This is a genomic window from Pseudomonas sp. R62 (assembly GCF_000257605.1).
Lineage (GTDB): Bacteria > Pseudomonadota > Gammaproteobacteria > Pseudomonadales > Pseudomonadaceae > Aquipseudomonas > Aquipseudomonas atacamensis.
Map to the genome: position 1 here is coordinate 3,245,074 of NZ_JH635998.1, position 10,932 is coordinate 3,256,005.

General features: G+C 60.8%; 14 protein-coding genes. 2 read left to right on the forward strand and 12 right to left on the reverse strand.

Annotated features, from left to right (window positions below; translation table 11 throughout):
• Both OQK_RS15665 and OQK_RS15670 read left to right on the forward strand, forming a co-directional pair.
• Positions 1-394: glutamate racemase (locus OQK_RS15665; protein ID WP_038860990.1), on the forward strand; the 394-nt coding region annotated here is incomplete at its 5' end.
• A gap of 111 nt (positions 395-505) precedes the next feature.
• Positions 506-1,024, forward strand: coding sequence for an acyloxyacyl hydrolase (locus tag OQK_RS15670; protein ID WP_016773213.1), 519 nt, complete (start codon positions 506-508; stop codon positions 1,022-1,024).
• A 134-nt stretch (positions 1,025-1,158) separates the two neighbouring features.
• On the opposite strand, the gene OQK_RS15675 is transcribed toward OQK_RS15670, so the two are convergent.
• From OQK_RS15675 to OQK_RS15730, 12 genes are all read right to left on the reverse strand, one after another.
• Positions 1,159-1,464, reverse strand: coding sequence for a YkgJ family cysteine cluster protein (locus tag OQK_RS15675; RefSeq protein ID WP_016773214.1), 306 nt, complete (start codon positions 1,462-1,464; stop codon positions 1,159-1,161).
• A gap of 52 nt (positions 1,465-1,516) precedes the next feature.
• Positions 1,517-2,008: a DUF2878 domain-containing protein gene (locus OQK_RS15680; protein WP_016773215.1), complete on the reverse strand. Its 492-nt coding sequence runs from the start codon at positions 2,006-2,008 to the stop codon at positions 1,517-1,519.
• Positions 2,001-3,266 (reverse strand): SAM-dependent methyltransferase, encoded by a 1,266-nt coding sequence (locus OQK_RS15685; RefSeq protein ID WP_016773216.1) that lies wholly within the window; start codon positions 3,264-3,266, stop codon positions 2,001-2,003. Before OQK_RS15685 ends, OQK_RS15680 begins: the two co-directional genes overlap by 8 nt.
• Positions 3,253-4,068: a DUF1365 domain-containing protein gene (locus OQK_RS15690; RefSeq protein WP_016773217.1), complete on the reverse strand. Its 816-nt coding sequence runs from the start codon at positions 4,066-4,068 to the stop codon at positions 3,253-3,255. Before OQK_RS15690 ends, OQK_RS15685 begins: the two co-directional genes overlap by 14 nt.
• The gene (locus OQK_RS15695) at positions 4,065-5,312 is read right to left on the reverse strand and encodes an NAD(P)/FAD-dependent oxidoreductase (protein ID WP_016773218.1); all 1,248 of its coding nucleotides are present in this window, start codon (positions 5,310-5,312) and stop codon (positions 4,065-4,067) included. Before OQK_RS15695 ends, OQK_RS15690 begins: the two co-directional genes overlap by 4 nt.
• Positions 5,309-6,091, reverse strand: a complete 783-nt coding sequence (locus tag OQK_RS15700) for an SDR family NAD(P)-dependent oxidoreductase (RefSeq protein WP_016773219.1) — start codon at positions 6,089-6,091, stop codon at positions 5,309-5,311. The genes OQK_RS15695 and OQK_RS15700 overlap by 4 nt, the downstream gene beginning before the upstream one ends.
• Positions 6,088-6,510, reverse strand: a complete 423-nt coding sequence (locus tag OQK_RS15705) for a nuclear transport factor 2 family protein (protein ID WP_016773220.1) — start codon at positions 6,508-6,510, stop codon at positions 6,088-6,090. Before OQK_RS15705 ends, OQK_RS15700 begins: the two co-directional genes overlap by 4 nt.
• Positions 6,503-7,948, reverse strand: a complete 1,446-nt coding sequence (phrB, locus tag OQK_RS15710; protein WP_016773221.1) for a deoxyribodipyrimidine photo-lyase — start codon at positions 7,946-7,948, stop codon at positions 6,503-6,505. The genes OQK_RS15705 and phrB overlap by 8 nt, the downstream gene beginning before the upstream one ends.
• A 16-nt stretch (positions 7,949-7,964) precedes the next feature.
• On the reverse strand, positions 7,965-8,906 hold the full coding sequence (locus OQK_RS15715; protein ID WP_016773222.1) for a MerR family transcriptional regulator: 942 nt from the start codon (positions 8,904-8,906) through the stop codon (positions 7,965-7,967).
• The gene (locus tag OQK_RS15720; protein ID WP_016773223.1) at positions 8,906-9,868 is read right to left on the reverse strand and encodes a YbgA family protein; all 963 of its coding nucleotides are present in this window, start codon (positions 9,866-9,868) and stop codon (positions 8,906-8,908) included. The genes OQK_RS15715 and OQK_RS15720 overlap by 1 nt, the downstream gene beginning before the upstream one ends.
• A gap of 213 nt (positions 9,869-10,081) precedes the next feature.
• Positions 10,082-10,297: a TIGR02450 family Trp-rich protein gene (locus OQK_RS15725; protein WP_016773224.1), complete on the reverse strand. Its 216-nt coding sequence runs from the start codon at positions 10,295-10,297 to the stop codon at positions 10,082-10,084.
• Positions 10,294-10,932 (reverse strand): NAD(P)/FAD-dependent oxidoreductase (locus tag OQK_RS15730; RefSeq protein ID WP_016773225.1); only part of this gene is annotated, 639 nt, incomplete at its 5' end. The genes OQK_RS15725 and OQK_RS15730, both read right to left, overlap by 4 nt.

Consider the following 10,932-nt stretch of genomic DNA (forward strand, 5'->3'; position numbering starts at 1 on the left):
CGCGGCTGACATAAAAGTCATCACCCAGCCCTGTCCGGGACTGGTCGAACTGATCGAAACGGGTGATCTGCACAGCGCCGAATTACGCACTTTATTGCAAGGTTACGTCGCTCCATTGCTGGCGCAAAACTGCGACACAATCATTCTTGGCTGCACCCATTATCCCTTCCTCAAGCCGTTACTCAGGTCGATGATCGCCGACGATGTCAGCGTGATCGATACCGGAGCTGCCGTGGCCCGGCAGTTGCAGCGCTTGCTCGCCGAGCGTGATCTGCTGGCGCAACGTCCGAGCCAGCCTGTGAAGTTCTGGACCAGCGGCGATCCGCAATCCCTCAGAAAAATCCTACCGTTGCTGGGCCAAACTGCGTCGAATGTGCAAAACTTCGACTTGTAAAAAAAATGTGAAATAACTAAAAAAACGCTGAACTTCTGACCAAGCGCGGATTTCTATAGCGACAGCAGCAACTAAAAACCAAACGATCGTTCCGGAAAAGGAAGTTTCAAAGTGAAGCGACTATTCTGCTTGGCCGCGATTGCGGCCGCACTGATGGGGCAAAGCATTTCTGCACAAGCCGCTGGCGTTGAATTCGCCGTCGGCGGTACCAGCGATTCGACAATGACGTATCGCTTAGGCATGAATTTCGACTGGGACAAGAGCTGGCTGCAGAGCGACGTGGGTCGCCTGACCGGCTACTGGAGCGGTGCCTACACGTACTGGGAAGGTGACAAGACTTCCAGCAACAACAGCCTGTCGTTCTCACCTGTATTCGTTTACGAGTTTGCCGGTCAGTCGGTCAAACCGTACGTTGAAGCGGGTATCGGCGTGGCGTTCTTCTCCAACACCGAATACGAAAGCAACAACCTGGGCGGCTCCTTCCAGTTCGAAGACCGCATCGGTGTCGGCCTGCGCTTCAACGGCGGCCACGAAGTCGGCATCCGCGCCACGCACTACTCCAACGCCGGCCTGTCCAGCGACAACGATGGTGTAGAAAGCTACGCGCTGCATTACACAATGCCGCTGTAACAGCCGCTACGCGGAACCGACGTGGGAGCGAGCCTCCTTGCGAAAGCTGAGTGTCAGTCAATTCAAATGGTGGCTGACACACCGCCTTCGCAAGCAGGCTCGCTCCCACAGTTGTTTCTGCGTTGTCAAAGAAATCAGCGGTAGGCTGTCGCAATACCCCGGCGCTCTTCGATGCACTCCGGCGCGCCCATTTCAAACTCGCGGCAAATCAGCGGGCGTCGTTCATAGATCGTGCACATCATGCTGTCGCGATCCAGCGCCGCGCACCAGCCGTCGTCCAGACGCAGCATCACTTCACCGCCCCATTCATCGGTATCGATAAAGCAATCAGGCACGCCGGTGTCGGTGATCAGCATCACTTCGAGCTGGCAGCAGCACGCCGCACAGGTCGAGCAGGTGACCGTCGGTTCGGCGATTTGGGTGTGGGGGATGGTTTTCATCGTGGCAGTGTAAGGCAGTGATCGCCGTGGGTGTGAAAGCGCTGACGGACGCTCACGGCGCCAGACGCCGCGCCATCAAATGCAACAGTGGGAACAAGCCTGCCCAGAGCAGGCCGATGACGATCAGCGTCGCCGCCTCGCCATAGGGAAATTGCACGCCGGCCAGCCGTCCGCCAGCGTAGTACGACAATGCGCCGCCAACCGCGCCAAGTGCGCTGGCCAGCCACCATGGCCGCGCGCTCCAGGCCAGGCAGTGGCGCAACGTGGTGGCGAGCAGCGCCCACAGCAGCATCAGCCACAGCGGAATCAGCGGTGAGGCGTCTGCAAAGCGGAACACGTCGAGGTAACGAAGGACACTGTCCACCGCCGTGCCGACAATCACTATGCACAGAATCAAACGACCTTCCGCCGCCCAACTGCTGATCCAGCGCAGATGAATCACCAGTGCCGCCAGCGCCAGCAACAGCCATAAACTGTTGCCGCCGAGCACGCAGGCCAGCCAGCCGAGCTGAAACAGCACCGCATTGGCGATTCGCTCACGCATCGAAGCGCCCGAGCAGGGGAGCGGTCATCGCCGCCGGTTTGGCCAGCAGCAATTGCGCGGTGCCGATGGTGCGTTCGAGGAATCCGCCCTCGCAGTAGCACAGATAAAACTCCCACAAACGCAGGAAATAATCGTCGTAGCCCAGTTCGCTCAGGCGACCATGGGCGAGGCGAAAGTTCTCGTGCCACAGGCGCAGGGTTTTGGCGTAATGCAGGCCGAAATCTTCCATGTGCAGCAGGTTCATGTCGGTTTCGCGGCTGACCACATCGAGCATCTTGTGCACCGAGGGCAGGGCGCCGCCGGGGAAGATGTAGCGCTGGATAAAGTCGACGCTGCGCTTGGCCTGTTCGTAGCGTTGTTCGCGAATGGTGATCGCCTGGAGCAGCATCAGGCCATTGCTCTTGAGCAACTGCGCGCATTGCTTGAAGTAGGTGGGCAGGAACCGATGGCCGACCGCTTCGATCATCTCGATCGACACCAGTTTGTCGTACTCGCCGCTCAGGTCGCGGTAATCCTTGAGCAGCAAGGTGACGCGGTCCTGCAAGCCCAATTGTTCGATGCGTTTGGCAGTGAACGCGAACTGCTCTTTCGACAGCGTCGTGGTGGTCACGCGGCAACCGTAATGCTGCGCCGCGTACAACGCCATGCTGCCCCAACCGGTGCCGATTTCCAGCAGGTGGTCGCTGGGCTTGAGCGCGAGTTTCTGGCAGATGCGTTCAAGTTTGTTCAGTTGCGCCTGTTCCAGAGTGTCGCTCGGCGAAAGGAACTGGGCGGCGGAATACATCATGGTCGGGTCGAGAAACTGTTCGAACAGTTCATTACCGAGGTCGTAGTGCGCGGCGATGTTTTTCTGCGAACCCTTGCGCGTGTTGCGGTTGAGCCAGTGCAGGCCTTGCACGAAGGGCCGGCCCAGACGCGCCAGGCCACCTTCCATGGCGTCGAGTACATCGAGATTGCTGACGAATACGCGCACCACAGCAGTCAGGTCCGGCGAACTCCAATAGCCGTGGATGAATGCTTCGCCGGCGCCGATCGAGCCGCTGCTGGCGACCATGCCCCACAGGGCCGGGTCGAGTACATGGACTTCGCCGAGCAGAGCACTGCCCGGGGTGCCGAAAAGCATTTGTTCGCCATCCTCGACGACCATCAATTGTCCGTGTTTGAGCTGGGCCAATTGGCGCAACACGCCACGGCGCAGCAGCGAGCCGGTCAAACCGTTGGTGCTGAAGCGACCGAGCGGCAGGCTAGAGGATTTCATGGTGCGGCTCCTTCGGAGGCACAGTGGCGGTTTTAAAGCTGCCGTCGGCAGCCTGGTGAGGGAAGATCGGCGCGCGCTTGAGCAGCAGTCGCAGTGCTTGCCAATAAATCGCCAGAGCGGTTTTTGCGGTCATCCACGGGAAGCGCCGCAGATAGCGATGCAGGCTGCGACGATCGAGCGGTTCACGGCGCAGATTCAGTGTGGCGTCGAACAGTTTCTCGTTGCCCTGCCAATCGGCCATGTGCACGCCAAGGCTTTGCGCAGCGGGGCTGAAGCTCATGCGGTATTCGAGGTCGCGGGGCAGAAACGGCGAGACGTGAAACGCCTTGGCCACAGCGAAATGCTGATGGAAATCCACCAGGCTGGTCGGCGTCTGCGCCGGCAGCACATAGTGATAACGCTCGCGCCACGGCGTATTGGTCACTTCACAAACAATCGCCGCCAGTTGCCCGTCGGCTTCATGGCAATAGAAGAAACTCACCGGATTGAACGACAGCCCCCAACTGCGCGGCTGGGTCAGCAGGCACACCGCGCCTTGTGGCTCATGACCGATGGCTGCGCCGACCTGCTGGCGCACCGCGTCGATCAGGCGCATGCCCTTGCCGGTGAAGGCTTTCAGGTAATCGGTTTCGCGAAACGAGAACGGCGCAAAGCGGCTGCGCCCGGCCAGTGGCGACAGGGCCAGCACGGCGTCCTGTTCGCTCAGGTCGAGGTAGAGCAAACCGATGCGGTAGCGGAATTCGTGGCGGCGCGGCGAAAAACGTCGGTGGCCGATGACGCCGTTGTACAGAGCGCTGTTCACAGGGTTTCACCGAACGCGGCGGCTACGCGCAGCCCGCTGACCACGCCGTCTTCGTGAAAACCGTTGGCCCAGTAGGCGCCGCAATAATGTGTGTGCTGCTCGCCATCGAGTTCGCCCCAACGGTTTTGCGCGGCCGCTGCGGCGAGGGTGTATTGCGGGTGGGCGTAGGTATAGCGGGCCAGCACTTTATCGGGGCTGATGCCGGCAGTCTGGTTGAGGCTGACGCAGAACGTAGTGTCGCTTTCGATGCCCTGCAGGATGTTCATGTTGTAGGTGACCGCCGCGCGCGTATGGCCGGCGCCGCCGAGGCGATAATTCCAGCTGGCCCAGGCCAGTTTGCGCGTCGGCAGCAGGCGCGTGTCGGTGTGCAGCACGACATCGTTGTCGGCGTAGAGCAGGGCGCCGAGAATCGAGCGCTCGGCGTCGCTCGGGTTGGCCAGCAGGTTCAGCGCCTGATCGCTGTGACAGGCGAACACCACTTTGTCGAAATGTTCGAGGCCGGCCGGGCTGTGGATAACTACGCCGTGCTGGTTGCGCTCGACGCGCTTGACCGGGCAGTTCAGACGAATCCTGTCGCTGAATGAAGCGGTCAGCGGCGCCACATAGGCACTGGAACCGCCTTCAATGACCTGCCACTGCGGACGATCGCTGACTGAGAGCAGGCCATGATTCTTGAAGAAGCGCAGGAAGAATTGCAGCGGGAAATTGAGCATTTCCGCCATCGGCATCGACCAGATCGCCGCGCCCATCGGCACGATGTAATGCAGGATGAAACGCTCGCCGTAGCCGCCAGCCTTGAGGTAATCATCGAGGGTGGTATCGGCGGCGATGCGCAGTTCGATCAGGTCGCGCTGGGCTTCTTTGTTGAAGCGCAGAATGTCGCGCAGCATGCCCCAGAACCCCGGCGACAACAGATTGCTGCGCTGGGCGAACAGGCTGTTGAGATTGTTGCCGTTGTACTCCACGCCAGTGTCCGGGTCGGTTACCGAAAAGCTCATTTCGGTCGGCTTGAACGCCACGCCGAGCTGGTTGAGCAAGCGAATGAAGTTCGGGTAAGTCCAGTCGTTGAACACGATGAAACCGGTATCGATGGCGAACGATTGCCCGGCCACGCTGACCGGTACGGTGTGGGTATGGCCGCCGACCCAGTCACTCGCTTCGAACACAGTGATGTCGTGGCGGCGGTTCAGCAGGTAGGCGCAGGTGAGCCCGGCGATACCGCTGCCAATTACGGCGATTTTCATATCGGGTCCCGCTGCGGTGGGTTCTTGCGCACCATGCGTTTGCCGATCGCCAATTGCGCGCGAGCGGGCAGCTTGGACAGTGGCCACAACGCGGCCATGAACAGCCCCGGGAAGGCAATTTCCAGCGGACGATCCTTGAGTTTGGCAAAGATGTGCCGCGCCGCTTTATCCGCAGGCCAGCTCAGCGGCATCGGGAAATCGTTCCTTTCGGTCAGCGGCGTTTCGACAAAACCCGGGCTGATGATGGTGACTTCAATGCCTTCATCCGCCAGATCGATGCGCAGCGATTCGAACAGGTAACGCAGCCCGGCCTTCGATGCGCCGTAGGCTTCGGCCCGTGGCAGTGGCAGGTAAGTCACCGAGCTGGCCATGCCGACCAGATGCGGCGCGGTGCCTTTGCGCAACAGCGGCAGGGCGGCTTCGATGCAATAGCTGCTGGCGAGCAGATTGGTGCGCACCACATGCTCGATGATCGACGAATCGAACTGGCGCGCGTCGACATATTCACAGGTGCCGGCGTTGAGAATCACGCTGTCCAGCGAACCCCAGGCCTCGGCGATCTGCTCACCGATTTCGCGCACGGTCTGACTGTTGGTCAGATCGCCGGGCACCACCAGCACCTGGCCCGGGTAACGCTGGGACAAAACCTTGAGCGGCGCGGCCGAGCGCGAGCTGACCGCCAGGTGCGCGCCGCTTTTCAGAATGTCCTCACACAATGCTGCACCGATGCCACTGCTGGCGCCGGTCAGCCAATACCGCCGTGGAGGTGTACGACTCATCCCATTCTCCTTTTCAGCCAGGCAATCGCCCGGCCCAATATTGGCAAGTGTTCATACAGCAGCGCCCCGGCATCGAAATAATCCCGATGGCGATAAACCTTGTCGCGCCAGAGCAGGTGCGAACAGCCACCGACCCTGATTTCCCGGCCCTTGGCCAGGCGCGGATGGCGATAACTCATGACCCAGCGCAGGTAACCCTCACCTTCGCGGATCTGGTCGAAACCATGAAAATCGAAGCGCAGATCGCTGACGTTGGCGTACAGCTCGCTGAAGTAATCCTGCAGTTGTGCCAGGCCCTGAACTTCGTGCAGCGGATCGGTGAAATGAATGTCGTCGCTGTACAGCTCGCCGAGGCGATACAGGTTGTCTTTGTTCAACCCGGAAAACTCGCGGGCGAAGCTGCGCAGGAATTCACTCATCGCTGCCGCCCACAGGCTGGCGCGACGGCAGGTTCTTGAACGCCGTCAGCGCACGCTCGCGTGAAGTACTGAGGTTAACGATCGGCGCCGGATAATCGGCCACGCCGAACAGTCCTCCGGCTGCCGCCGGATTGTGCACTTCCTTCTTGTTGAGCCCGGCCAGTTCCGGCAACCAGTGCTTGATGAACACGCCTTCGGCATCGAACTTTTCCGACTGGCTCAACGGGTTGAAGATACGGAAGTACGGCGCCGAGTCAGTGCCGGTCGACGAGCTCCATTGCCAGCCACCGTTGTTGGCCGCCAGGTCGCCGTCGATCAGGTGGCGCATGAAAAAGCGTTCGCCCTCGCGCCAGTCGATCAGCAGGTTTTTGGTCAGGAACATCGCCACGACCATGCGCAGGCGATTGTGCATCCAGCCGGTTTCCAGCAGTTGGCGCATCGCCGCGTCGATGATCGGCAGTCCGGTGCGTGCCTCCTGCCAGGCCTTGAGTTCTTCCGGCGCATCGCGCCAGGCCAGCGCCTCGGTTTCCGGGCGGAAGGCGCGATGCCGCGAGACGCGTGGATAGCCGACCAGAATGTGTTTATAGAACTCGCGCCACAGCAGCTCGTTGATCCAGGTCACTGCGCCGACCTTGCCGCTTTCGAACTCGCCCTGATTGCTTTGCAGTGCAGCGTGCAGGCACTGGCGTGGCGAGATCACCCCGGCGGCGAGGTAGGCCGACAATTGGCTGGTGCCGGGTTTGGCCGGGAAGTCGCGTTCGCTGCGGTAGTAGTCGATCTGTGCATCGGTGAAGGTGTCGAGGCGGCGCCGCGCCTCTTGCTCGCCGGCCGGCCACAGGGCGCGCAGGGATTCGCTCGGCGTGGCGAAGCCTTTGATCGCCTCGGGAATTGCGTCACTTTCGATATCCAGCGCGGCCTGTTTGCCCGGTGCTTTGATCAATGCCGGCATCGAGCGGTGCAGGCGTTCGTAGCAGACCTTGCGGAACTGACTGAACACCTGGAAATAGGTGCCGGTCTTGGTCAGGATCGTGCCGGGTTTGAACAGCAACTGATCCAGGTAACTGTGGAATTCGATGCCCTCGGCCTGCAACGTTACGGCCACGGCTTCATCGCGGCGGCTTTCGTGGACGCCGTATTCCTCGTTGACGTGCACCGCCTCGATCTTCAATTGCCGGCACAGCTTGAGCAGTTCTGCTGGCGCCTGATCCCAGTGCGGTGCGCTGCGAATCAACAGCGGGATATTCAGCGCGCCGAGGCTCTGGCTCAATTCGCGCAAATTGCGCAGCCAGAAATCCACTTTGCACGGCGCATCGTCGTGCTCCAGCCATTGCCGCGGACTCAACAGATACGCCGCCACGGTCGGGCCGCGCGCTGCGGCGGCCGCGAGGGCAGTGTTGTCATGTTGGCGCAAGTCGCTGCGCAGCCAGATCAGTTGCATGTGATTAAACCCATCATCAAATCAATCCGCGCTCGAGCAGCGCCTGGTGTGCGGCAAGCGGATCTTCAGCCAGGAACAGATCGGCAGTCTGGGCGGTGCGTGCGGACAGTTCGGTGTGGTGAATGTGCACCGTGGGGCCAGCAATCAAGGTCGGGCAATTGACGTTCGCCAACAGCTTGGGCAACTGCGCCAGTTGCATGGCTTTGCTCGAATACAGCAGCACGCCACGGGCTTGCAGATGCTCGACGGTCAGCGCCAGTTCACCGGCCGGCAGTGGCCAGTCGAACACTTGCACCGGGCAATCGGCACTGCTGATCAGCCATGCGCACAGCCACAGATGTGGCTCCAGCGGCAGGTCGGAATGATTGATCAACAGCAGCGGCGCCGAATGCAGCTGGCGGTTGTTATGGTAGATGCGTGCGCCGAATTTGCTGCGCAACCAGGAAAAGAAAAACGTCCGTTCCATCTGTGCGCCGAACTGGCCCTGCCAGCGCTGTTCGAGCTCGGCCAGCAGCGGCATCAGCAATTGCTCGCACAACGTCCGTGGCGGATACAAGGCAATGGCCTGATTGACGCTGTCATCCAGCGCGCGCTCATTGAGCGAGGTGACCGCCGACAGCAACGTCTGATGCAGACGCTGCCAATCGTTTTCCACGGTTTCCGTGAAGGCCTGCGGCGCATCGAGCAGTGGCTTGACCTGGCTGACCGCAACGCCACGGTTGAGCCAGGTGAGGATGGCCATGATTCGCTGCACATGTTCAGCGCTATACAGTCGATGGCCCTTGGGCGTGCGCTGGGGCACCACCAACCCATAGCGACGTTCCCACGCGCGCAGGGTGATGGCGTTGACGCCGGTCTGCCGCGCGACTTCGCGAATCGGCAACCAGCCCTCGTCGAGGGCTTTCTTGAAGTCGGCGCCGAGGTCTTCCCGGGCGCTGCTATCGGTTTTATCGTTCATTAGATCGCGTTTCGCAGACTGAGGTTTTCCGGGTGCGGCTGCAGGTAAACCTGCTGCGCGATGTACGGGTCCGGATGGAGTCGAAAATGGTGTTTGAGCAGCGTCAACGGCACCACCAGCGGCACGATGCCCTGCCGGTACTGGCCGATGATCTGCTGCATTTCCTGTTTGTCTTCGGCGCTCAGCGATTGTTTCAAATAACCGCTGAGGTGCAGCAGCACGTTGCAATGGGTGCCGCGCGTGGCGCATTTCTTCAGCGCGGCCATCAGCTCGCTGAAGTAGCGCGGGCCGAGCTCGGCGGGATCGCTGTCAGCCATATTGCCGAGCATCTTGCCAAGGTTTTTGTATTGCAGCGGGTTGTGCGCCATCAGCAGATACTTGTAGCGCGAATGGAATTCGGTGAGGGCGCGACGGCTCAGGCCCTCGGCGAGCACTTGCTGCCAGGCGCTGTAGGCCAGCACGCGGGTGATGAAGTTTTCCCGCAGCACCGGATCGTTGAGGCGCCCGGCTTCTTCCACCGGCAGATCCGGATGTTGGGCACAGAATGCCTGCGCATAGATGCCGCGTCCGCCACCGTTCACTGGCGCGCCGTTGTCGTGATAGACCTTGACCCGTTCCAGCCCGCAGGAGGGCGACTGCTGCATGAAGATGTAGCCGGACAGGTCCTGCAACTCGGCGGCCATTTTCTCGCCGTATGCGGCCAGCGCCCTGGTGACGTTGATGGTCCGGTCGACGGTGCCGACGGCCTCGGGTTGCTCCGGGTCGCCGACCAGCCGAATCGGCTCACGGGGAATGCCCATGCCGATGGCGACTTCCGGGCACAGCGGGACGAAATCGAAATATTCGGTGAGGGTACGGCTGCATAGCCGCGATTCCTTGTGCCCACCGTTGTAGCGCACTTCTTCGCCCAACAGGCAGGCGCTGATGGCGATCTTCGGCTTGGACAGGGAAGCAGTAGACATGAGCACCTCGAATCTATACCTGTACAGAGAGTTATCTCTGTACAACTTTTCCTCAGCATAGATCGATGGATGTACAAGTCAAATGATTTGTATAAGATTTTTGTGCGGCGTTGATCTGTGGGAGCGAGCCTGCTCGCGAAAGCGGTGGGTCAGTAAAGGAATTTGTATCTGATACAGCGCTTTCGCGAGCAGGCTCGCCACCACAAAGGAAATCTATTTCCAGCCGAGTAACCAGAGTTTGCTGTCTTTCAGCACCTGCCAATCCAGCCGCTCGCTACGCTGGGTCAGCACCGCCTGCAATTCAACTTCCAGCACCGTACCTTCCTCGTCGCGGATCAGTTCGGTGACCAGAAAATGTTTTTCGCGATTTTGCGGATGGGCTGCTGTCCACTTCGACAGCAGCAATTTGCGCGGATTGATGCGATTCATTGCAGGTGTTCGTGCAAGCGACGTGCAGCCTCCTGACCACTGAGCCAGGCGCCTTCAACGCGGCCCGACAGGCACCAGTCGCCACAGGCGTACAAGCCCAGATCGACATCGGCCAGTGTGGTCCATTCATGGCCAGTGGCGGGGCGGGCGTAGAGCCAGCGGTGGGCGAGGCTGAAGGTCGGCGCAGGCATGGCGCTGTGCAGCAGTTCGGCGAAAGCACCGTGCAGATGCTCGATCACCGCCTCCTTGGAGAGGTCGATGTGTTGCCGGCTCCAGGCGCTGGTTGCATGCAGCACCCACGTGTCGAGAGTGCTGTCGCGCCCGGGTTTGCTGCGGTTGCGCGCCAGCCAGTCGAGCGGGCTGTCCTGCACGAAGCAGCCTTCGATTGGCGTATCCAGCGGGGTTTCGAAGGCGAGGGCGACGGCCCACGTCGGCTCCATCTTCACCCCGGCAGCGACGCCGGCAAGTTTCGGCGCGGCGGCCAGCAACGCGGTGGCTTGCGGTGCCGGTGTGGCGATCACCACATGGCTGAAGGGGCCGTGGGTGCCGCCGTCGGCATCTTGCAGATGCCAGTGTTCTTCGCCGCGATAGACCTCGGTGATGCGGCAGGCAAACTGCACGTCCAGGCCATCGAG

Excerpts from the sequence above, each read along its gene's own strand:
- OQK_RS15675 (WP_016773214.1), bottom strand. The coding sequence starts at position 1,464 with ATGAAAACCATCCCCCACACCCAAATCGCCGAACCGACGGTCACCTGC.
- OQK_RS15680 (WP_016773215.1), bottom strand. The coding sequence starts at position 2,008 with ATGCGTGAGCGAATCGCCAATGCGGTGCTGTTTCAGCTCGGCTGGCTG.
- OQK_RS15685 (WP_016773216.1), bottom strand. The coding sequence starts at position 3,266 with ATGAAATCCTCTAGCCTGCCGCTCGGTCGCTTCAGCACCAACGGTTTG.
- OQK_RS15695 (WP_016773218.1), bottom strand. The coding sequence starts at position 5,312 with ATGAAAATCGCCGTAATTGGCAGCGGTATCGCCGGGCTCACCTGCGCC.
- OQK_RS15700 (WP_016773219.1), bottom strand. The coding sequence starts at position 6,091 with ATGAGTCGTACACCTCCACGGCGGTATTGGCTGACCGGCGCCAGCAGT.
- OQK_RS15705 (WP_016773220.1), bottom strand. The coding sequence starts at position 6,510 with ATGAGTGAATTCCTGCGCAGCTTCGCCCGCGAGTTTTCCGGGTTGAAC.
- phrB (WP_016773221.1), bottom strand. The coding sequence starts at position 7,948 with ATGCAACTGATCTGGCTGCGCAGCGACTTGCGCCAACATGACAACACT.
- OQK_RS15715 (WP_016773222.1), bottom strand. The coding sequence starts at position 8,906 with ATGAACGATAAAACCGATAGCAGCGCCCGGGAAGACCTCGGCGCCGAC.
- OQK_RS15720 (WP_016773223.1), bottom strand. The coding sequence starts at position 9,868 with ATGTCTACTGCTTCCCTGTCCAAGCCGAAGATCGCCATCAGCGCCTGC.
- OQK_RS15725 (WP_016773224.1), bottom strand. The coding sequence starts at position 10,297 with ATGAATCGCATCAATCCGCGCAAATTGCTGCTGTCGAAGTGGACAGCA.